Source organism: Klebsiella sp. 141203 (assembly GCF_032601985.1).
GTDB classification, from domain to species: Bacteria; Pseudomonadota; Gammaproteobacteria; order Enterobacterales; family Enterobacteriaceae; genus Klebsiella; species Klebsiella aerogenes.
The window spans coordinates 1,535,627-1,557,226 of the sequence record NZ_JAQIRL010000001.1 but is presented as its reverse complement, the minus strand read 5'-3'; the positions used below and the strand labels follow the sequence as shown (position 1 = coordinate 1,557,226).

General features: G+C 58.3%; 16 protein-coding genes. 13 read left to right on the top strand and 3 right to left on the bottom strand.

Features of this window, described 5'->3' with window-relative positions; translation table 11 throughout:
• Positions 1–3 precede the first annotated feature (3 nt).
• Positions 4–1,290, top strand: a complete 1,287-nt coding sequence (gene pepB / locus PGR29_RS07405; protein ID WP_316424321.1) for an aminopeptidase PepB — start codon at positions 4–6, stop codon at positions 1,288–1,290.
• An 84-nt stretch (positions 1,291–1,374) separates the two neighbouring features.
• Complete coding sequence (gene sseB, locus PGR29_RS07400; RefSeq protein WP_087858400.1) at positions 1,375–2,151, top strand: enhanced serine sensitivity protein SseB; 777 nt, start codon at positions 1,375–1,377, stop codon at positions 2,149–2,151.
• A 43-nt stretch (positions 2,152–2,194) separates the two neighbouring features.
• Here sseB and sseA read toward each other — a convergent pair whose 3' ends face one another.
• Complete coding sequence (gene sseA, locus PGR29_RS07395; RefSeq protein WP_308958994.1) at positions 2,195–3,043, bottom strand: 3-mercaptopyruvate sulfurtransferase; 849 nt, start codon at positions 3,041–3,043, stop codon at positions 2,195–2,197.
• Positions 3,044–3,247: 204 nt separating this feature from the next.
• Here sseA and PGR29_RS07390 point away from each other — a divergent pair, with 204 nt between their 5' ends.
• The 11 genes from PGR29_RS07390 (at position 3,248) to PGR29_RS07340 (ending at position 20,166) form a co-directional block, all read left to right on the top strand.
• On the top strand, positions 3,248–8,191 hold the full coding sequence (locus PGR29_RS07390) for an alpha-2-macroglobulin (protein WP_316424320.1): 4,944 nt from the start codon (positions 3,248–3,250) through the stop codon (positions 8,189–8,191).
• Entirely contained in the window at positions 8,192–10,516 is a 2,325-nt protein-coding gene (pbpC, locus tag PGR29_RS07385) for a peptidoglycan glycosyltransferase PbpC (protein WP_316424319.1), read from the top strand.
• Positions 10,517–10,676: 160 nt separating this feature from the next.
• The gene (ndk, locus tag PGR29_RS07380) at positions 10,677–11,108 is read left to right on the top strand and encodes a nucleoside-diphosphate kinase (RefSeq protein ID WP_004866348.1); all 432 of its coding nucleotides are present in this window, start codon (positions 10,677–10,679) and stop codon (positions 11,106–11,108) included.
• Between the two features lie 349 nt (positions 11,109–11,457).
• Positions 11,458–12,624: a bifunctional tRNA (adenosine(37)-C2)-methyltransferase TrmG/ribosomal RNA large subunit methyltransferase RlmN gene (locus PGR29_RS07375; protein ID WP_015370322.1), complete on the top strand. Its 1,167-nt coding sequence runs from the start codon at positions 11,458–11,460 to the stop codon at positions 12,622–12,624.
• Positions 12,625–12,898: 274 nt separating this feature from the next.
• Positions 12,899–13,885: a cytoskeleton protein RodZ gene (rodZ, locus tag PGR29_RS07370; protein ID WP_087858407.1), complete on the top strand. Its 987-nt coding sequence runs from the start codon at positions 12,899–12,901 to the stop codon at positions 13,883–13,885.
• A 26-nt stretch (positions 13,886–13,911) separates the two neighbouring features.
• Positions 13,912–15,033: a flavodoxin-dependent (E)-4-hydroxy-3-methylbut-2-enyl-diphosphate synthase gene (gene ispG, locus PGR29_RS07365; protein ID WP_087858408.1), complete on the top strand. Its 1,122-nt coding sequence runs from the start codon at positions 13,912–13,914 to the stop codon at positions 15,031–15,033.
• An 89-nt stretch (positions 15,034–15,122) separates the two neighbouring features.
• Positions 15,123–16,397 (top strand): histidine--tRNA ligase, encoded by a 1,275-nt coding sequence (gene hisS, locus PGR29_RS07360; protein ID WP_015703166.1) that lies wholly within the window; start codon positions 15,123–15,125, stop codon positions 16,395–16,397.
• 34 nt (positions 16,398–16,431) lie between these two features.
• Entirely contained in the window at positions 16,432–17,052 is a 621-nt protein-coding gene (locus tag PGR29_RS07355) for a YfgM family protein (RefSeq protein ID WP_045377550.1), read from the top strand.
• A gap of 10 nt (positions 17,053–17,062) precedes the next feature.
• A complete protein-coding gene (gene bamB, locus PGR29_RS07350; RefSeq protein ID WP_045392712.1) occupies positions 17,063–18,241 on the top strand; it encodes an outer membrane protein assembly factor BamB in 1,179 nt (392 codons plus the stop codon).
• Between the two features lie 113 nt (positions 18,242–18,354).
• On the top strand, positions 18,355–19,833 hold the full coding sequence (gene der, locus PGR29_RS07345; RefSeq protein ID WP_015370328.1) for a ribosome biogenesis GTPase Der: 1,479 nt from the start codon (positions 18,355–18,357) through the stop codon (positions 19,831–19,833).
• A gap of 117 nt (positions 19,834–19,950) precedes the next feature.
• On the top strand, positions 19,951–20,166 hold the full coding sequence (locus PGR29_RS07340) for a zinc ribbon domain-containing protein (protein WP_087858409.1): 216 nt from the start codon (positions 19,951–19,953) through the stop codon (positions 20,164–20,166).
• On the opposite strand, the gene PGR29_RS07335 is transcribed toward PGR29_RS07340, so the two are convergent.
• Together PGR29_RS07335 and PGR29_RS07330 are read right to left on the bottom strand one after the other, a co-directional pair.
• Positions 20,163–20,501 (bottom strand): protealysin inhibitor emfourin, encoded by a 339-nt coding sequence (locus PGR29_RS07335; RefSeq protein ID WP_045386960.1) that lies wholly within the window; start codon positions 20,499–20,501, stop codon positions 20,163–20,165. The genes PGR29_RS07340 and PGR29_RS07335 overlap by 4 nt on opposite strands.
• Positions 20,498–21,526: a M4 family metallopeptidase gene (locus PGR29_RS07330; RefSeq protein ID WP_316424317.1), complete on the bottom strand. Its 1,029-nt coding sequence runs from the start codon at positions 21,524–21,526 to the stop codon at positions 20,498–20,500. Before PGR29_RS07330 ends, PGR29_RS07335 begins: the two co-directional genes overlap by 4 nt.
• Between the last annotated feature and the right edge of the window lie 74 nt (positions 21,527–21,600).

The following is a 21,600-nucleotide window of genomic DNA, read 5'->3' as shown; positions in this document are numbered from 1 at the left end:
ATAATGACCGAAGCCATGAAGATTACGCTTTCTACTCTGCCTGCCGATGCGCGCTGGGGAGAAAAAGCGACCTGGAGTATCAATAACGACGGTATCGCCTTACATCTCAACGGTAAAGACGACCTGGGGTTAATCCAGCGCGCGGCGCGCAAAATTGACGGCATGGGTATCAAGCACGTCGCCCTGAGCGGCGAAGGCTGGAATACCGATCGCGCTTGGGCCTTTTGGGCCGGCTATAAAGGGCCGAAAGGTCAGCGCCAGGTCGAATGGCCGACCCTGGACGACGTGCAGCGCAGCGAGCTGGATAACCGTCTGACGATTATCGATTGGGTTCGCGACACCATCAACGCGCCGGCAGAAGAGCTGGGGCCAGAACAGCTGGCCCAGCGCGCCGTCGATCTGCTGTGCGGCGTGGCGGGCGAAAAGGTCAGCTATCGCATCACCAAAGGCGAAGATCTGCGCGAGCAAAACTATCTTGGCCTGCATACCGTTGGCCGCGGCTCCGAGCGCCCGCCGGTCCTGCTGGCGCTGGACTATAACCCGACTGGCGATAAAGACGCGCCGGTATACGCCTGTCTGGTCGGCAAAGGCATCACCTTCGACTCCGGCGGCTACAGCATCAAGCAAAGCGCCTTTATGGATTCGATGAAATCCGACATGGGCGGCGCGGCCACCGTGACGGGCGCGCTGGCTTTCGCCATTACCCGCGGTCTGAACAAACGTGTGAAACTGTTCCTGTGCTGCGCGGATAACCTGATTAGCGGCAACGCCTTCAAACTTGGCGATATCATTCATTACCGTAACGGCAAAACCGTTGAAATCATGAACACCGACGCCGAAGGCCGCCTGGTGCTGGCGGATGGCCTGATCGACGCCTCGGCGCAGAAGCCGCAGCTGATCATCGATGCCGCCACCCTGACCGGCGCGGCGAAAACCGCGTTGGGTAACGACTACCACGCGCTGTTTAGCTTTGACGACGCGCTGGTGAACCGACTACTGGCGAGCGCGCAGGCGGAAAATGAAGCCTTCTGGCGTCTGCCGCTGGCCGAATTCCACCGCAACCAGCTGCCGTCTAACTTCGCTGAGCTGAACAACACCGGCAGCGCGGCGTATCCGGCCGGCGCCAGCACCGCGGCGGGTTTCCTGTCCCACTTCGTGGAAAACTACCACCAGGGCTGGCTGCATATCGACTGCTCCGCGACTTACCGTAAAGCTGCGGTTGAACAGTGGTCGGCGGGTGCCACGGGCCTTGGCGTGCGCACTATCGCTAATCTGCTGACGGCTGAGTAATGGCCTTGCCGGGTGGCGCTACGCTTACCCGGCCTGGAAAACCGTAGGCCCGCGCGGACGGGCGATTTTTGAAGTAGCGAATCTATGTCTGATACTAAAAATGAATTAGAAACTCTGCTGGAGAAGGCGGCGACCGAGCCTGCTCATCGTCCGGCATTTTTCACCGCGCTGCTTGAGGCCACCGTGTGGGTGCCGGGTAGCGCGGCGGACGGCGAGCAGATTGTCGAAGATAGCGCCCTCGATCTAAAGCATTGGGAAAAAGATGACGGCACGTCGGTCATTCCGTTCTTCACCTCGCTGGAGGCGCTACAGCAGGCGGTAGAAGAGGAACAGGCCTTCGTGATGATGCCGGCGCGCACGCTGATGGCGATGACGCTGGGCGAATCGCTGTTTCTCAACCCGAAGCTGCCGAGCGGCAAAGAATTTACCCCGCGGGAAATCAGCCATCTGCTGGGTGAAGAGGGCAGCCCGCTCAGTACCCAGACGGTACTGGAAGGCGGCGAAGCGCTGCTGCTGTCTGAAGTCGCCGAACCGCCGGCGCAGATGGTGGATTCGCTGACCACGCTGTTCAAAACGCTGAAGACCGTCAAGCGGGCGTTTCTGTGCTCGATTAAAGAGAGCGCCGACGCGCCGGCAAACTTGTTGATCGGGATTGAAGCGGAAGGGGATATTGAATCCATTATCCAGACCACCGGCAGCGTGGCCACCGATACCTTGCCGGGCGATGAACCTATCGATATTTGCCAGGTGGTAGAAGGCGAGAAGGGCATCAGCCACTTTATGATTGCCCATATCACGCCGTTCTATGAAAAGCGCTGGGGCAGCTTCCTGCGCGATTTTAAGCAGAACCGGATTATTTAAAGCCAACCGGGTAGGGCGCAGCCACTACCCGGATATTTTACCTTTACTGCGCCGGCTCGATCGGCAAATCCGTTCTCGCGCCCCATTCGCTCCACGAACCATCGTACAGGCACACGCCGTTGACGCCGAGGGTGGTCAACGCCAGTACCACCACTGCCGCCGTTACCCCGGATCCGCAGCTGGCGATAATCGGTCGTGAAAAATCAACGCCCTGACGCTTAAAGATATCGTTCATCTCATCGACTGTCTTCAGTTCGCCATTAATCACCAGCTCGGTCCACGGGACGTTAAGCGCGCCGGGGATATGCCCGCGGCGTAAGCCCGGACGCGGTTCATCCGCCAGTCCGTTAAAACGCGCCGCCGGACGGGCATCGACGATCTGCGCCGATCCTTCATGGCTGACCAGCAGCACATCGGTTAAGCGTTTGATCACCTCAGGATCGAAGTTCACCTCAAATTCGCCTTCTGGCAGGTCCGGTTCGCCTTTCTCCAGCGGCAATTCATCGCGGCGCCAGCCTTCGAGGCCACCGGCGACAATCGACACTCTTTCGACGCCGAAGGTACGTAACATCCACCAGGCGCGCGGCGCTGAGAACAGATTGCCTTCATCATAAACCACCAGGTGCTTATCGCTGCTGACGCCAAGCTCGCGCATCGCCACGGCGAAGGTTTCCGCCCGCGGCATCATATGCGGCAGCGGGCTGGTGTGGTCAGACAGCGCTTCGATATCAAAAAAAACCGCGCCGGGGATATGCCCGTCGCGGTATTCCGCCGCCATATCGCGCAGCGCTTCTTGACCCGCCGGCGCCATCCGCGCGTCCAGAATTTGAATCTGCGGGTCATCAATATGTTCCGCCAGCCAGTCGGCCGCAACAAAGAATGAGGTGGACATGAGTGCCTCCGTTTTATTATCGATCGATGAATTGTCGGCGTTTTATAAAGGGCTGACAAGTTAAGGTCTCGGGATTGGGGAGGTGGTCACGTAGTTTTCTGATTCATCGGTGGTTTCTATGCTGGTAGCTGTTGAGAATCGCCGTGATGGCGCATAATAGAACGTTATTGATTGCATCAGGCTCTGGGCCGAGGGGTTAGAAGGATGAAACCATTTCGTTTAGCGGCGCTTTCGTTGGCGCTCCTTACCGCACTATCATTAAGCGGCTGCGATAACAGCGGTGAGCCGCAGGCCGTGTCGGCGGCCGATAAAGGCGCTACCGATAGCGCGAAAAAGCCGGATAGCGCGCAGCTGGCGACGTTAAAAGAAAAAAGCCAGGGCAAGGCTTTGACGTTGCTCGATGCTTCTGAAGTGCAGCTAGATGGCGCAGCGACGCTGGTGCTGACCTTCTCCATTCCGCTCAAACCGGATCAGGATTTTTCCCGCAGCGTCCATCTGGTCGATAAGAAAAGCGGCAAGGTTGACGGCGCGTGGGAGCTGGCGCCGAATCTCAAAGAGCTGCGTCTGCGCCACCTCGAGCCAAAGCGTGAATTGATCGTTACCGTTGATCCAACGCTCATTGCCCTCAATGACGCCACCCTCGGCAGCCCTTTTGAAAAAACCATCGCCACTCGCGATATCGCGCCGAGCGTCGGTTTCGCCAGCCGCGGTTCGCTGCTGCCGGGGAAAGTGGTCGCCGGGCTGCCGGTGATGGCGCTGAACGTCGACAATGTCGATGTCAATTTCTTCCGTATTAAGCCGGAATCACTCTCGGCCTTCGTCAGTCAGTGGGAATACCGTAATTCGTTAAGCAATTGGGAATCTGACGAACTGCTTAAGATGGCCGATCTGGTTTATAGCGGCCGCTTCGATCTCAACCCGGCGCGGAATACCCGTGAAAAGCTGCTGCTGCCGCTTAACGACATCAAGCCGCTCCAGCAGCCAGGCGTCTATGTGGCGGTGATGAACCCGGCGGGTCATTATAGCTACAGTAATGCGGCAACGCTGTTCACCCTCAGCGATATCGGCGTCTCCGCGCATCGCTACCATAACCGGCTTGATGTCTTTACCCAGAGCCTCGAAAACGGCGCCGCGCAGTCGGGTATTGAAGTGCAGTTGCTAAACGCCAAAGGGCAGACGCTGGCGCAGGCGAAAAGCGATAGCCAGGGCCATGTTACTCTGCAAACCGATAAAGAAGCGGCGCTGCTGCTGGCGCGAAAAGACGGGCAGACTACGTTGCTTGACCTTAAACTGCCGGCGCTGGATCTGGCGGAGTTCTCCATCGCTGGCGCCCCTGGCTTCAGCAAACAGTTCTTTATGTTTGGCCCGCGCGATCTCTATCGCCCGGGGGAAACGGTTATCCTTAACGCGCTGTTGCGTGACGGCGATGGAAAACCGCTGGCGGAGCAGCCGGTGAAGCTGGAAGTGGTGCAGCCGGATGGCCAGGTGATTCGCTCTGTGATGAGCAAACCGGTCAATGGCCTGTATCAGTTTACTTATCCGCTCGACAGCGGCGCGGCCACCGGTATGTGGCACATTCGCGCCAGCACCGGCGATAATCAACCCCGCGAGTGGGATTTCCACGTCGAAGACTTTATGCCCGAGCGCATGGCGCTGAATCTGACGCCGCAGGCCGCGCCTATCGCCCCGGATGCCGACGTCGCCTTTAGCGTCAGCGGCGCTTATCTCTACGGCGCGCCGGCCAGCGGCAATCAGCTGCAGGGCAAACTATTCCTGCGCCCGCTGCGCGATGCCGTCGCTGCGCTGCCGGGCTTCCAGTTCGGCGATATCGCGGAAGAAAACCTCTCCCGTAGCCTCGATGAAGTTCAGCTGACGCTGGATGAAAAAGGCCATGGAGAAGTGACGACTTCGAGCCAGTGGCAGGATAGCCACTCGCCGCTGCAGGTGGTGTTGCAGGCCAGCCTGCTGGAGTCAGGCGGCCGTCCGGTGACCCGCACCGTACAGCAGCCGATCTGGCCTGCCGAGGCGCTGCCGGGGATCCGCCCGCAATTTACGCTGAAGGACGTTTACGACTACCGCACTGATACCACGGTGAAACAGCCGGTGGTCGATGAAAACAGTAACGCCGCGTTTGACATCGTCTATGCCGATGCCAAGGGCGAGAAAAAAGCGGTCTCCAGTCTGCAGGTGCGGCTGATCCGCGAGCGGCGCGACTACTACTGGAACTGGTCCGATAGCGAAGGCTGGCAGTCGCAGTTTGATCAAAAAGATCTGCAGGAGGGCGAAACGTCGCTGGATCTGCAGGCCGGGCAGACTGGTAAAGTGAGTTTCCCGGTGGAGTGGGGCTCGTATCGCCTGGAGGTGAAAGGGCCGGACGACGTTGTCAGCAGCGTGCGCTTTTGGGCGGGCTATAGCTGGCAGGATAACAGCGAAGGCGCCGGCGCGGCGCGTCCTGACCGCGTAACGATGAAGCTCGATAAACCAGGCTATAAACCGGGTGACACCATCAAGCTGCATATTGCCGCCCCGGCGGCGGGTAAAGGCTACGCGATGGTGGAATCCAGCGAAGGGCCGCTGTGGTGGCAGGAAATTGACGTCCCGGCGGAGGGGATGGATCTGTCTATTCCGGTTGATAAAGCCTGGAATCGACACGATCTCTACCTCAGCACGCTGGTGGTTCGCCCCGGCGATAAATCGCGCTCGGCGACGCCGAAACGCGCGGTCGGCTTGCTGCATCTGCCGCTGGGCGATGAAAACCGCCGTCTGTCTCTGGCGCTGGAGGCGCCGGATAAAATGCGCCCGAACCAGCCGCTGACGGTGAAAGTGAAGGCCAGCGTGAAAGAGGGCGAGGTACCGAAACAGGTTAACGTTCTGCTCTCGGCGGTGGATAGCGGGGTGCTGAATATTACCGATTATGCCACGCCGGATCCGTGGAACGCGTTCTTCGGCCAGAAACGTTACGGCGCGGATATTTATGACATCTACGGTCAGGTGATCGAAGGGCAAGGGCGATTAGCCAGTCTGCGCTTCGGCGGCGATGGCGACGAGTTAAAACGCGGCGGCAAACCGCCGGTTAATCACGTGACGATCGTCGCTCAGCAGGCGCAGCCGGTAGTGTTGGACGATCGGGGTGAAGGCTCGGTGACATTACCCATCGGCGATTTTAACGGCGAGCTGCGGGTGATGGCGCAGGCATGGACGGCAGATGACTTCGGCAGCAGCGAAGATAAAGTGGTGGTAGCCGCCCCGGTTATCGCGGAACTAAATACCCCGCGTTTCCTCGCCAGCGGCGACGCCACGCGTCTGGCGCTGGATCTCAGCAATCTGACCGACAAACCGCAAACCCTGCAGGTACATCTTACCGCCAGCGGGTTGGTCACGTTGACCGAGGGCCAACTGCCGCCGGTACAACTGGCGCCGGGCGCCCGCAGCACGCTGTTTATACCGGTGACCGCGTTAGCGGGATTCGGCGATGGTCAGGTCAATGCCACCATCAGCGGCCTGAACCTGCCGGGCGAAACCTTCGCGCCGTTGCAAAAACAGTGGAAAATCGGCGTGCGTCCGGCGTTCCCGGCGCAGACCGTCAATAGCGGCGCGGTGCTACAACCTGGCGAAAGCTGGCTGGCGCCGGCGGCGCAGAGTCAGGGGTTCGCCCCGCAAACGCTGCAGGGCCAACTGCTGCTCAGCGGTAAACCGCCGTTGAATCTCGCCCGCTATATTCGCGAGCTGAAAGCCTATCCTTACGGCTGCCTTGAGCAGACCGCCAGCGGCCTGTTCCCTTCTTTATACACCAGCGCGGCGCAGCTAAAAGCGCTGGGGATCAGCGGCGATAGCGATGAAAAACGCCGCGCGGCGGTCGATGTTGGTATCTCGCGCCTGCTGCAGATGCAGCTGGAAAACGGCGGCTTTGCGCTATGGGATAAAGCCGGCCCGGAAGAGTACTGGTTAACCGCCTACGCCATGGACTTCCTCGTCCGCGCGGGCGAGCAGGGCTATAGCGTGCCGGTCAACGCCCTTAATAAGGGCAACGAGCGCCTGCTGCGCTATCTGCAGGAACCGGGTTTGATGACCGTGCGCTACAGCGACGATGCCCAGGCCAGCCGCTTTGCCGCTCAGGCATATGCCGCGCTGGTGCTGGCGCGCCAGCAAAAAGCGCCGCTCGGCGCCTTGCGTGAAATCTGGAGCCGTCACGAACAGGCGCGTTCTGGATTGCCGCTGCTGCAACTCGGTATTGCGCTGAAAACCATGGGGGATGCGCCGCGCGGCGATGAGGCCATGAAGCTGGCGGTTACCACGCCGCGCCAGGATGAGAATCGCTGGCTGGGCGATTACGGCAGCCAACTTCGCGATGATGCGTTGAAGCTGGCGCTGCTGGAAGAGAATAAGCTGCTGCCAGAGGTGCAAAACCAGCTGTTGAGCAGCTTGTCGGAAGAGGCCTTCGGTCAGCGCTGGCTGTCGACCCAGGAAACCAACGCGCTGTTCCTTGCCGGGCGTACGCTTGCCGACCTGCCGGGCAACTGGCAGGCGCAAACGTCGCTGCAGGCGGAGCCGCTTGCCAGCGACAAAGCGCAAACCCGCAATCTCGACGGCGATCGGCTGGCGGCGCTGCAGGTGACGAATACCGGCAATCAGCCGCTGTGGCTGCGCCTCGATAGCAGCGGTTATCCGCAAAGCGCGCCGCAGTCGGGAGGCAACGTGTTGGGGATTGAACGCGCTATTTTCGATACCCACGGACAGCAGAAATCGCTGACCTCGCTGCGCAGCGGCGAACTGGTGCTGGTCAAGCTGGAGGTGACCGCCAAACGTAACGTTCCTGACGCGCTGGTGGTCGATCTGCTGCCGGCTGGACTTGAGCTGGAAAACCAGAACCTGGCCAATAGCAGCGCCAGCCTGCAGGAGAATGGCGAAGCGGTACAAAACCTGCTTAACCAGATGCAGCAGGCGGATATTCAGCATATCGAGTTCCGCGATGACCGCTTTGTCGCCGCCGTCGCCATTAATGAAGGTCAGCCGGTGACGCTGGTCTATCTGGCGCGGGCGGTGACGCCGGGCACCTATCACGTTCCGCAACCGCAGGTGGAATCGATGTATGTACCGCAGTGGCGGGCAACCGGAACGGCCAGCGGCCCGCTTACCGTTACGCCGTAAATGCGTGCATTACCTCGCATAAAACGTCGCTGGCGCTGGCTGGCGGCGTTTATTTTTCTAGTGTGGCTGGCGCTATTGGCGGCCGATCGTCTGTGGCCGCTGCCGCTGCATGAAGTCACGCCTGCCCGCGTGGTGGTGGCGGAAGACGGCACGCCGCTCTGGCGCTTTGCCGATGTGCAGGGCGTCTGGCGTTATCCGGTCACCATCGACGACGTTTCGCCGCGCTATCTGCAGGCGCTCATTCAGTATGAAGACCGCTGGTTCTGGAAACATCCGGGGGTCAATCCCTTCGCGGTGCTGCGCGCCGCCTGGCAGGATCTCACTTCCGGGCGGGTGGTTTCTGGCGGCAGCACGCTCACCATGCAGGTGGCGCGTCTGCTCGACCCTCATCCACGCACCTTCGGCGGCAAGCTACGCCAGCTATGGCGGGCGCTGCAGCTGGAGTGGCATCTGTCAAAAAGCGAAATTCTTGCCCTGTATCTGAACCGCGCGCCGTTTGGCGGCACCCTGCAGGGGATCGGCGCGGCTAGCTGGGCTTATCTTGGTAAACCGCCCGCTCAGCTTAGCTACGGCGAGGCGGCGCTACTGGCCGTGCTGCCGCAGGCGCCGAGCCGTTTACGCCCGGACCGCTGGCCGCAGCGGGCGCAGGCGGCTCGCGATAAGGTGCTGGAGAGGATGCTCAGCCAGGGCGTCTGGCCGCAGCGAGCGGTACATGAAGCGATGGAAGAACCTGTATGGCTATTCCCACGGCAGATGCCTCAGCTGGGGCCGCTGTTTGCGCGCCGGGCGCTGGCGACAAGCGGTGATGAAAAGGTGACGACAACGCTCGATGCCGGGCTCCAGCGGCAGCTTGAAGATCTGGCGATGAACTGGAAATCACGTCTGCCGCCGCGCAGCTCACTGGCGATTGTTGTCGTCGATCATACTGATATGAAAGTCCGCGGCTGGGTGGGATCGGCGGATATCCGCGATGATAGCCGCTTTGGCCACATTGATATGGTCTCGGCGGTGCGCTCGCCGGGGTCGGTGCTGAAACCCTTTATCTACGCGATGGCGATGGATGACGGGCTGATTCACCCGGCATCGCTATTACAGGATGTGCCACGGCGCTTTAGCGATTATCGCCCCGGTAATTTCGACAGCGGGTTTCATGGCCCGGTGAGCGCCAGCGAGGCTCTGGTGCGTTCGTTGAATCTGCCGGCGGTGCAGGTGCTCGAAGCCTATGGACCAAAACGCTTTGCGGCTAATTTACGCAATGCCGGGCTCCCTCTGATGCTACCCGCCGGCGCCGAACCGAATCTGTCGCTGATCCTCGGCGGCGCCGGGGCGCGGCTGGAAGATATTGTCGCGGCGTACGGCGCTTTCGCCCGCCATGGCAAGGCGGCGCGGCTGCGCATGAAACCCGACGACCCGCTGGTGGAAAGAGCGCTAATGTCGCCGGGCGCGGCGTGGATCACCCGGCGGATATTGGCAGGCGAAGCCCAGCCGTTACCCGATGCGTCGCTGCCGCAAGCGGTGCCGCTGGCGTGGAAAACCGGTACCAGCTACGGCTATCGCGATGCGTGGGCGGTAGGCCTCAACGCGCGTTATTTGATTGGCATCTGGACCGGACGGCCAGACGGTACGCCGGTGGTGGGGCAGTTTGGTTTTGCCAGCGCCGTGCCGCTGTTAAACCAGGTCAATAATATGCTGCTGGCGCGTCCGTTAATGAGCCGTGGCGGGCTGCCGGTCGACCCGCGTCCACAGTCGGTCAGCCGCGGCACTATCTGCTGGCCCGGTGGGCAGGATCTGCCGGTTGGCGATAGCAACTGCCGCCGGCGCTTAGCCAGCTGGCTACTGGATGCCAGCCAGCCGCCGACGCTGCTGCTGCCGGGTCAGGAGGGCGTGCGCGGTATCCGCTTCCCGGTATGGCGCAACGCAGCAGGAGAAAGGGTCGCCGCGGATTGTCCGGGCGCGACAGAAACTTCTGTTGATGTCTGGCCGCTGCCGCTGGAACCCTGGCTGCCGGTTAGCGAGCGCCGCCGGGCGCGGCTGGGCATGGCATCGAGGACGTGTCCGCCGCTGCAAACTCAGGATGCCGCGCCGCTGGTGCTTTCCGGCATTCGCGAAGGGGCGGTGATAAAACGGCTCCCGGGCGAGGCGCGGGTGATGTTACCCGTGCAAACGAGCGGTGGAGAAGGGCGGCGCTGGTGGTTTATTAACGGCGAACCGTTAGAGGCGACAGGCGCAAGAACGACAATTACGCTAGATAAACCTGGCGAGTGGCAACTGGTGGTAATGGATGAGGCAGGGCAAACGGCAGCCGCCAGTTTTACCTTACAATAAACAGGGTAAATCTGTTGTTGGCGGTTTGTGTTGCTAATACTCATCTTATTTTAACAAAATGTTACCTTCATCCGTAGGCATCGCCGACGTTGCTCATTATAATGCGCGCCAGGCCATACGATCGTATGTGCAACAACAGAACATTTAATTAGAGGTAATCATGGCTATTGAACGTACTTTTTCCATCATCAAACCAAACGCGGTGGCAAAAAACGTTATTGGCAGCATCTTTTCTCGCTTTGAAGCTGCAGGGTTCAAAATCGTCGGCACCAAAATGCTGCATCTGACCGTTGAGCAGGCTCGCGGCTTCTACGCTGAGCACGAAGGCCGTCCGTTCTTCGACGGTCTGGTTGAGTTCATGACCTCCGGTCCGATCGTGGTTTCCGTACTGGAAGGCGAAAACGCGGTTCAGCGTCACCGTGACCTGCTGGGCGCCACCAACCCGGACAACGCCCTGGCTGGTACCCTGCGCGCTGACTACGCTGACAGCTTCACCGAGAACGGCACCCACGGTTCCGACTCTGTAGAGTCTGCGGCTCGCGAAATCGCGTTCTTCTTTGCTGAAGGCGAGGTTTGCCCGCGTACTCGCTAATCTCCTGCGTCTTTCACGCCACAGCTTTGTTGGCTTCATTCGCGCACCCCGGTCACATAGTTATCTATGCTCCCGGGGATTTGCGAACTCGCCGCCTCGCTGTGACCTGAAATACTTTGGAGATACGACCCTCGTCTTTTCGACCGTCGCGGCGTGGCCTGACAATCGAAAAGCCTTAGAGGATTGAGCAGTCAGTTACAGATTTTTTTATCATTGCTTTGTGCAAACGTGGCAATGATGCGCCAGAATTTGTAGAATATAGCGCCCCCGGACGAGCAGTCGCTCTCCGGGGCGTTTCTTTTTCAACCCACCTGGGGCCATAACGTGTAATAACGAGGCCGGAAAAATTATGTCTGAACAAATTGTCACACCTGATACCGCCGCTCTGACGGTGCCGAATAAAGATGCCAAAATCAACCTGCTGGATTTAAACCGTCAGCAGATGCGCGAGTTTTTCAAAAACATGGGCGAGAAGCCTTTCCGCGCCGATCAGGTGATGAAATGGATGTATCACTACTGCTGCGATGACTTTGATGAAATGACCGACATCAACAAAGTCCTGCGCGGCAAACTGAAGGAAGTCGCCGAGATCCGCGCCCCGGAAGTCGTTGAAGAGCAGCGCTCCAGCGATGGCACCATCAAATGGGCGATTGCCGTTGGCGATCAGCGCGTTGAAACGGTCTACATCCCGGAAGAAGACCGCGCCACGCTGTGCGTCTCTTCACAGGTTGGCTGTGCGCTGGAATGTAAATTCTGCTCCACCGCTCAGCAAGGCTTCAACCGTAACCTGCGCGTTTCCGAAATTATCGGCCAGGTCTGGCGCGCGGCGAAAATCGTCGGCGCGGTGAAGACTACCGGCGTGCGTCCAATTACCAACGTGGTAATGATGGGTATGGGCGAGCCGCTGCTGAATCTCAACAACGTCGTTCCGGCGATGGAAATCATGTTGGATGATTTCGGTTTTGGTCTCTCCAAACGCCGCGTGACCTTGTCCACTTCCGGCGTGGTGCCGGCGCTGGATAAACTCGGCGATATGATCGACGTTGCGCTGGCGATTTCTCTGCACGCGCCGAATGATACCATCCGTGACGAAATTGTACCGATTAACAAAAAGTACAATATTGAGACCTTCCTGAACTCGGTGCGCGGCTATATTTCGAAGTCCAACGCCAACCAGGGCCGAGTGACCATCGAGTACGTCATGCTGGATCACGTCAACGACGGTACCGAGCACGCCCACGAACTGGCGGCGCTGTTGAAAGATACGCCGTGCAAGATCAACCTGATCCCATGGAACCCGTTCCCGGGCGCGCCGTATGGCCGTAGTTCTAACAGCCGTATCGATCGTTTCTCCAAAGTGCTGATGGAATATGGTTTCACCACCATCGTGCGTAAAACCCGCGGCGACGATATCGATGCTGCCTGCGGCCAGCTGGCGGGCGATGTTATCGACCGCACCAAACGTACGCTGCGTAAGCGTATGCAGGGCGAAGCGATCGACGTTAAAGCCGTCTGATAAGTTATGCAGCGCACAGCTTTCGCTGCGCGCTGCATAAATATGTCGAATTGCCAGGCGAAATACGCTGATTCGGTTAATAATTACGGTGCGTTTTTGTCGACTTTGAGGCAGTATGTAGCGGTACAACAACCGCTTAGCATTCAATATTGATAAGTCTCTGTGATAGTCGCCCGGACAGCCTTATACTGTCGGTTGACGTTGAGCAGTGTCTCGCGGCGCAGGCTCTTTCCCGCGCTGAACTTTAAATTTCACGTACCAGTAGTTGTAGCGAATGAATACTGAAGCCACTCAAGACCATCAAGAAGCAAACTCTACGGGCGCGCGCCTGCGTAACGCCCGCGAACAACTCGGACTCAGCCAGCAAGCGGTGGCTGAACGCTTATGCCTGAAGGTTTCCACGGTTCGTGATATTGAAGAAGATAAGGCGCCAGCCGATCTCGCTTCGACCTTCCTGCGCGGCTATATCCGTTCCTACGCTCGCCTCGTACATATCCCGGAAGAAGAACTGCTGCCGATGATGGCGAAGCAAGCGCCAATTCGCGCCGCCAAAGTGGCGCCGATGCAGAGCTTCTCGCTGGGTAAACGTCGTAAAAAACGCGACGGTTGGCTGATGAGCTTTACCTGGCTGATTTTGTTTGTGGTTATCGGCCTGAGCGGCGCATGGTGGTGGCAAGACCACAAAGCGCAGCAGGAAGAGATCACCAGCATGGCCGATCAATCCACCAGCGACCTGAACGGCAGTCAGTCAATTCCGCTGGATACCAGCTCGGCGAATAACGCGCCGGATACGACGGCAGCCAATACCAATAGCGCGCCGGTCGATACCTCCACCGCACCTGCGCCAAGCGCACCAGCGGCTACCTCCGCGCCGGTGGATAACAACGCCGTGGTCGCCCCTTCGCAGGCTAACGTCGATACCGCCGCCGCCGCGCCGGCTTCGCCAGCCCCGACCTCCGCGTTGCCGACCGATCAGGCGAATGCCGCAGCGGCGGCTTCCGCTCAGGATCTGGTAATGAACTTTAGCGCCGATTGCTGGCTGGAAGTGAGCGATGCGACCGGTAAAAAACTGTTCAGCGGCCTGCAGCGTAAAGGCGGGAACCTGAACCTGAGCGGTCAGGCGCCATATAAGCTGAAAATCGGCGCCCCGGCTGCGGTACAAATCCAGTATCTGGGCAAACCAGTCGATTTGAGTCGTTTTATCAGAACTAACCAGGTTGCGCGTCTGACCCTAAATGCCGAACAATCACCGGCGCAGTAACAGACGGGTAACGCGGGAGATTTTTCATGCATAACCAGGCTCCGATTCAACGTAGAAAGTCCAAACGCATTTACGTTGGTAATGTGCCGATTGGCGATGGGGCTCCCATCGCCGTACAGTCGATGACCAATACTCGCACCACCGATGTGGCCGCGACGGTAAATCAAATTAAAGCGCTGGAGCGCGTGGGCGCGGACATCGTCCGCGTTTCCGTCCCGACGATGGACGCAGCGGAAGCTTTCAAGCTCATCAAACAGCAGGTCAACGTGCCGCTGGTCGCCGATATCCACTTTGACTACCGTATTGCGCTGAAAGTCGCGGAATATGGCGTTGATTGCCTGCGCATCAACCCAGGCAACATCGGTAACGAAGAGCGTATCCGCATGGTCGTGGACTGCGCGCGCGACAAAAACATTCCTATCCGCATCGGCGTCAACGCCGGTTCGCTGGAAAAAGATCTGCAGGAAAAATACGGCGAGCCGACGCCGCAGGCGCTGTTAGAGTCCGCCATGCGTCACGTCGATCATCTCGATCGTTTGAACTTCGATCGGTTCAAAGTTAGCGTAAAAGCCTCTGATGTCTTCCTCGCCGTTGAATCCTATCGCCTGTTGGCGAAGCAGATCGATCAGCCGCTGCATCTCGGGATCACCGAAGCCGGCGGCGCGCGTAGCGGCGCGGTGAAATCCGCAATCGGTTTAGGTTTGCTGCTGTCTGAAGGGATCGGCGATACCCTGCGCGTGTCGCTGGCCGCCGACCCGGTGGAAGAGATCAAAGTCGGTTTCGATATCCTCAAGTCGCTACGCATCCGCTCTCGCGGTATTAACTTCATCGCTTGCCCGACCTGCTCGCGTCAGGAATTTGACGTCATTGGTACGGTGAACGCGCTGGAACAGCGTCTGGAAGATATCATCACTCCGATGGATGTTTCGATCATCGGTTGCGTGGTTAACGGCCCAGGCGAAGCGCTGGTTTCCACCCTCGGCGTCACCGGCGGCAACAAGAAAAGCGGCCTGTACGAAGACGGCGTGCGCAAAGACCGACTGGACAATAACGACATGATCGACCAGCTGGAAGCGCGTATCCGTGCGAAAGCTACCATGCTGGATGAAGCGCGTCGTATTGAAGTTCAGCAGGTTGAAGCAAAATAACGTGTTGGGAAGCAATACGCTTCCCGTGTATGATTGAACCTGCGGGCGCAAGGCGCCGGGGTTCATTTTTATATATAAAGAGAATAAACGTGGCAAAGAACATTCAAGCCATCCGCGGCATGAACGATTATCTGCCGGGCGAAACCGCTCTCTGGCAGCGCATTGAAGGCTCACTGAAGCAGGTGCTCGGTAGCTACGGTTACAGCGAAATTCGTTTGCCGATTGTAGAGCAGACCCCGTTATTCAAACGCGCGATCGGCGAAGTGACCGACGTGGTTGAAAAAGAGATGTATACCTTCGAAGACCGCAATGGCGATAGCTTGACGCTGCGTCCGGAAGGAACGGCGGGCTGCGTACGTGCCGGCATCGAACATGGTCTGCTGTACAATCAAGAACAGCGTCTGTGGTACGTGGGGCCGATGTTCCGCCACGAGCGTCCGCAGAAAGGGCGCTACCGTCAGTTCCATCAGATTGGCGCGGAAGTCTTTGGCCTGCAGGGCCCGGATATCGACGCTGAGCTTATCATGTTGACCGCGCGCTGGTGGCGCGAGCTTGGCATTTCCGATCACGTCAGCCTCGAACTGAACTCCATCGGCTCGCTGGAGGCGCGTGCCGCCTATCGCGACGCGCTGGTTGCCTATCTGGAACAATTCAAAGATAAGCTGGATGAAGACTGCAAACGCCGCATGTATACCAACCCGCTGCGCGTGCTGGACTCTAAAAATCCGGAAGTACAGGCGCTGCTGAACGATGCGCCGGCGCTGGGCGATTATTTGGACGACGAGTCCAAAGAACACTTCGCCGGTCTGTGCGCGCTGCTCGACGCGGCCGGAATTCGCTATACCGTCAACCAGCGTCTGGTGCGCGGGCTTGACTATTACAATCGCACCGTATTTGAGTGGGTCACCACCAGCCTCGGTTCGCAGGGCACCGTCTGCGCCGGCGGCCGTTACGACGGTCTGGTTGAGCAGCTTGGCGGTCGCGCGACGCCGGGCGTTGGCTTTGCGATGGGCCTGGAACGTCTTGTTTTACTGGTTCAGGCCGTCAATCCGGAATTTAAAGCCGATCCTGTTGTCGATATATACCTGGTAGCCTCCGGTACCGATACTCAGTCCGCAGCAATGCGTCTGGCTGAGCAGGTTCGCGATGCGCTGCCCGGCGTTAAGCTGATGACTAACCACGGCGGCGGTAACTTTAAGAAGCAGTTCGCTCGCGCTGACAAGTGGGGCGCGCGCGTCGCGCTGGTGGTCGGTGAGTCAGAAATTGCTGACGGAAACGTGGTAGTGAAGGATTTACGCTCAGGTGAGCAAACTACCGTAACGCAGGATAGCGTTGCCGCGCATTTGCGCACACTTCTGGGTTAATTTCCCGGAAACCATTAGTCAGGAGAAGGACTGCGTGGAAACTTTCAACAACGAAAACGAGCAGGTCGACGCCCTCAAGCGTTTCTTTGCCGAGAACGGTAAAGCGCTGGCCGTCGGGGTGATTTTAGGGATCGGCGCGCTGGTTGGCTGGCGCTACTGGACTTCCCATCAGCTGGATTCGGCCCGGGATTCCTCTTTGGCCTATGAGAATGCCATTTCCGCGCTGAAGTCAGGTTCGCCTGAAACGCTGACCGCGGCGGAGAAATTCGCCGCCGACAGTAAAAACACCTATGGCGCGTTCGCATCGCTGGAGCTCGCGCAGCGTCTGGTCGATAAAAACGATCTGCAGGGCGCGGAGAAGCAGCTGCAACAAGGGCTGGCTGCCGCCTCTGATGATAATCTGAAATCAGTTATCAATATGCGTCTGGCGCGCGTACAGCTGCAGCTCAAGCAGCCGGATGCGGCGCTGAAAACCCTGGAAGGCATTAAAGGCGAAGGCTGGACCGCTATCGTCGCCGATTTGCGTGGTGAAATTCTGCTGAGCAAAGGCGACAAGCAGGGCGCCCGCGCGGCCTGGGAAGCAGGCGTGAAAAGCGATGCATCGCCAGCGCTCAGCGAAATGATGCGTATGAAAATAAATAATTTGTCCATCTGAGAGGGACTCGATGCAATTGCGTAAATTACTTTTGCCAGGGCTGCTTTCCGTCACCTTACTGAGCGGTTGCTCGCTGTTTAACAGCGAAGAAGATGTGGTGAAAATGTCACCGCTGCCGACGGTGGAAAATCAGTTTACGCCGTCCACGTCCTGGAGCACTTCAGTTGGCGATGGTATCGGTGATTTCTATTCCAACCTGCACCCGGCGTTTGCCGACGGCGTTGTGTATGCGGCTGACCGTAAAGGCACCGTGAAAGCGCTGCACGCTGAAGACGGTAAAGAAGTCTGGTCAGTGAACCTGGCGGAAAAAGACGGCTGGTTCTCGCGCGCTCCGGCGCTGCTCTCCGGCGGGCTGACCGTTTCCGGCGGCCACGTTTATGTTGGTACTGAAAAGGCGCAGCTGTTCGCGCTGAATACCAGTGACGGTACCGTCGCGTGGCAGAGCCGTGTTGCGGGTGAAGCGATTTCTCGTCCGGTCGTTAGCGATGGCATGGTACTGGTGCATACCAGTAACGGTCAGCTGCAGGCGCTGAACGAAACCGACGGCGCGGTGAAATGGACCGTGAACCTGGACATGCCTGCGCTCTCCCTGCGCGGTGAATCCGCTCCGGCTACCGCCTATGGCGCGGCGATTGTCGGCGGCGACAACGGTCGTGTCAGCGCCGTGCTGATGCAACAGGGGCAGATGATTTGGCAGCAGCGTATTTCTACGGCCACCGGCCCGACTGAAATCGACCGTCTGAACGATGTTGACACCACGCCGGTTATCGTTAATGGCGTTGTTTATACGTTGGCTTATAATGGCAACCTGACCGCGCTGGATCTGCGCAGCGGCCAGATTATCTGGAAACGCGAACTGGGTTCAGTGAACGATTTCATCGTTGACGGCAACCGTATCTATCTGGTCGATCAGAATGACCGCCTGCTGGCGCTGACCACCGATGGCGGCGTAACGCTGTGGACCCAGAGCGACCTGCTGCACCGTTTGCTGACCGCTCCGGCGCTGTATAACGGCAGCCTGGTGGTAGGCGACAGCGAAGGCTACATGCACTGGATTAATCCGGAAGACGGCCACTTTGTGGCGCAGCAGAAAGTCGATAGTTCCGGCTTCCTGACCGACCCGGTTATCGCCGATGGTCGCCTGCTTATCCAGGCCAAAGACGGTACGCTGTATTCGATCACGCGTTAACTCGCGCGGTAGTATCGCTTTAATAAACGGCTCCTGGCAGACAGGGGCCGTTTTGATTTTTTAAAAAACCTCGTAAAATGAGGTTGTATTGCAATTTGTATGAGGCATTTAACATGATACCTGTGGTCGCGCTTGTCGGGCGCCCTAACGTTGGAAAATCCACGCTCTTCAACCGCTTAACGCGCACTCGTGACGCGTTGGTCGCGGATTTCCCGGGGCTGACTCGCGACCGTAAGTACGGTCGTGCTGAAGTGGAAGGCCGCGAATTCATCTGTATCGATACCGGTGGTATCGACGGTACGGAAGAAGGCGTGGAAACCCGGATGGCGGAACAGTCTCTGCTGGCGATTGAAGAGGCCGACGTGGTGCTGTTTATGGTTGATGCGCGCGCGGGCCTGATGCCGGCGGATTCCGCGATCGCCAAACATCTGCGTTCTCGCGAAAAACCGACCTTCCTGGTGGCGAACAAAACTGACGGCATCGACGTCGATCAGGCGATGGCCGACTTCTGGTCGCTGGGGCTGGGCGATATTTATCCGATTGCCGCTTCGCATGGCCGCGGCGTCACCAGCCTGCTGGAACACGTGCTGCTGCCGTGGGTAGATGAGGTTAATCCTCAGGAAGAAGTGGATGAAGACGCCGCATACTGGGCGCAGTTTGAAGCCGAGCAAAACGGCGAAGAAGTTGAAGAGCCGGAAGACGACTTCAACCCGCAAGATCTCCCGATTAAGCTGGCGATCGTCGGTCGTCCAAATGTCGGTAAGTCAACGCTGACTAACCGTATTCTCGGCGAAGACCGCGTGGTGGTTTACGATATGCCGGGTACAACCCGCGACAGTATCTACATCCCGATGCAGCGCGATGAACGCGAATATGTGCTTATCGATACCGCCGGCGTGCGTAAGCGCGGCAAAATTACCGACGTCGTGGAGAAATTCTCGGTCATCAAGACGCTGCAGGCGATTGAAGACGCCAACGTGGTGATGCTGGTCATTGATGCCCGTGAAGGCATCTCCGATCAGGATCTGTCGCTGCTGGGCTTTATTCTTAACAGCGGTCGTTCCCTGGTTATCGTGGTTAACAAATGGGATGGCCTGAGCCAGGAAGTGAGAGAGCAGGTGAAAGAGACCCTCGACTTCCGTCTGGGCTTCATCGACTTCGCCCGCGTGCACTTTATCTCCGCTCTGCACGGCAGCGGCGTTGGCAACCTGTTCGAATCGGTGCGCGAAGCTTACGACAGCGCCACCCGTCGCGTGGGTACCGCCATGCTGACCCGCATTATGACCATGGCGGCAGAAGACCATCAGCCGCCGCTGGTACGCGGTCGCCGCGTGAAGCTGAAGTATGCGCATGCCGGTGGTTATAACCCGCCGATCGTGGTGATTCACGGCAACCAGGTGAAAGACCTGCCGGATTCCTACAAGCGTTATCTGATGAACTACTTCCGTAAATCCCTGGATGTCATGGGAACGCCGATCCGCATTCAGTTCAAGGAAGGGGAGAACCCGTTTGCCAATAAACGTAATACCCTGACGCCGAACCAGATGCGTAAGCGTAAACGCTTGATTAAGCATATCAAGAAAAGCAAATAATGCAGAAACCCGCCGCTGGCGGGTTTTTTTATCTACCCTATTCAACGCTTCGCCGGGTCAGCAACGCTGACGTATGACGTGATAAACTCATGCTATTCATTATGAGAAGGAGACGCCATGGAACTCAATTGCCCCATTTGTCATGCCCGGTTGGAAGCACAAGGCAACAGCGCGCATTGCGCGCACTGTGAGAAAGATTTTGCTTTAGAGGCGCGCTGCCCGGACTGCCATCAGCCGCTGGAAGTGCTGAAGGCGTGCGGCGCGGTGGATTATTTCTGCCAGCACGGCCACGGGCTGATCTCGAAAAAGCGCGTCGAATTTGTGCCTGTCTAATCGCTAACGCAGCCTTCACCATTACGCCAGAGTTCAACCAGCGCCTGCGGCGCGCGCTCTTCCGGGATGAGAATGATCAGGCTGTGATAGTGCTGGGCGCTGATTATCTGAATGCGAAAAAAACGCTGGTCGCCGCTACCCGGAGAATCCGGCTGCCCCGGCGGCTTGCCCAGCGGCAACGACTGCTGCAGTATTGCGGCGATGCGCTGTTTTTGTTGCTCGTTAAGCTGCGCCACGACAATCTTACGCATGCCGCTCAGCGTCGGGATCCAGGCGACGCCGCCCTCGCGCGCCAGTTCAATAATTGCGTCATCGCTGAGGTCGGCCTCGTTCATGATGTGACTCCAACGCCCTCCCAGGCCTGGCGAATCGCCTCGGCGACCGTTTTACCAAAACGTTTTTCGCCATGTTGAATCGTCAGTCCGGCAAAGGCTGAAAAATCGGCGTCTTTGGCCAGTGACTTATCACAAACTGCGTCGTACCAGGCATATCCCGCTTTTTCCCATGCAAAACCACCCAGCGCGCTGGCGGCGAGATAGAAAGCATGATTAGGAATGCCGGAGTTAATATGCACGCCGCCGTTATCCTGCTGGGTATGCACAAAATCTTTCATATGGGCGGGTTGCGGGTCTTTACCAAGAATGGGGTCATCATAGGCGGTTCCCGGGTGCGACATCGAACGCAGTCCTTGGCCGTGAATACCTTTCGCGAGGAGCCCCTCGCCAATTATCCAGTCTGCTTTATCTGCCGTTTGCTGGCGTTGATATTGCTTGACCAGTGAGCCAAAAACATCGGAAAGCGATTCATTGAGCGCGCCGGATTGTTCGAAATAGATAAGCCCGGCTTCGCTCTCCGTAACGCCATGGCTTAACTCGTGCGCCACCACATCAATCGCAATAGTAAAGCGATTAAAGATTTCACCATCACCGTCGCCAAACACCATTTGCTGCCCATTCCAGAAAGCGTTTTGATATTCGTGACCATAGTGGACGCTGCCGGTCAGCTTCAATCCGCGGTTGTCCAGCGAATCACGATGATAGCTCGTCCAGAAAAACTCATGGGTGATGCCGAGATAGTCGTAGGCTTCATCCACGGCGACATCGCCGTTGGAAGGCTGTCCTTCAAAGCGCACCTGGAATCCTGGAAGTTCCTGAGTCTGCCTGGCATCGTAAATGTCGCGCTCAAGCTGGCCTGGCGTGGCGACATGGGCGGCGGCGGGGCGGCCCGGCACGTGCGTCATCAGGGTTTGTACATGGCTCAGCGTTTGCTGCGCGCAGCGCTGCTGCTGAACGGAACCATGATCGACAATGCGGCGTAAAATGTAGGGTGGAATCACGAAACGAGGACAAGTATCTGGCATATCACGCTCCCTGGCCGGATGAACGGTTTTAAAAGGGCATGACAGCAGTATAGTTATCCCCGCATGATACGGGG

Excerpts from the sequence above, each read along its gene's own strand:
- pepB (WP_316424321.1), top strand. The coding sequence starts at position 4 with ATGACCGAAGCCATGAAGATTACGCTTTCTACTCTGCCTGCCGATGCG.
- sseB (WP_087858400.1), top strand. The coding sequence starts at position 1,375 with ATGTCTGATACTAAAAATGAATTAGAAACTCTGCTGGAGAAGGCGGCG.
- sseA (WP_308958994.1), bottom strand. The coding sequence starts at position 3,043 with ATGTCCACCTCATTCTTTGTTGCGGCCGACTGGCTGGCGGAACATATT.
- PGR29_RS07390 (WP_316424320.1), top strand. The coding sequence starts at position 3,248 with ATGAAACCATTTCGTTTAGCGGCGCTTTCGTTGGCGCTCCTTACCGCA.
- pbpC (WP_316424319.1), top strand. The coding sequence starts at position 8,192 with ATGCGTGCATTACCTCGCATAAAACGTCGCTGGCGCTGGCTGGCGGCG.
- ndk (WP_004866348.1), top strand. The coding sequence starts at position 10,677 with ATGGCTATTGAACGTACTTTTTCCATCATCAAACCAAACGCGGTGGCA.
- PGR29_RS07375 (WP_015370322.1), top strand. The coding sequence starts at position 11,458 with ATGTCTGAACAAATTGTCACACCTGATACCGCCGCTCTGACGGTGCCG.
- rodZ (WP_087858407.1), top strand. The coding sequence starts at position 12,899 with ATGAATACTGAAGCCACTCAAGACCATCAAGAAGCAAACTCTACGGGC.
- ispG (WP_087858408.1), top strand. The coding sequence starts at position 13,912 with ATGCATAACCAGGCTCCGATTCAACGTAGAAAGTCCAAACGCATTTAC.
- bamB (WP_045392712.1), top strand. The coding sequence starts at position 17,063 with ATGCAATTGCGTAAATTACTTTTGCCAGGGCTGCTTTCCGTCACCTTA.
- der (WP_015370328.1), top strand. The coding sequence starts at position 18,355 with ATGATACCTGTGGTCGCGCTTGTCGGGCGCCCTAACGTTGGAAAATCC.
- PGR29_RS07340 (WP_087858409.1), top strand. The coding sequence starts at position 19,951 with ATGGAACTCAATTGCCCCATTTGTCATGCCCGGTTGGAAGCACAAGGC.
- PGR29_RS07335 (WP_045386960.1), bottom strand. The coding sequence starts at position 20,501 with ATGAACGAGGCCGACCTCAGCGATGACGCAATTATTGAACTGGCGCGC.
- PGR29_RS07330 (WP_316424317.1), bottom strand. The coding sequence starts at position 21,526 with ATGCCAGATACTTGTCCTCGTTTCGTGATTCCACCCTACATTTTACGC.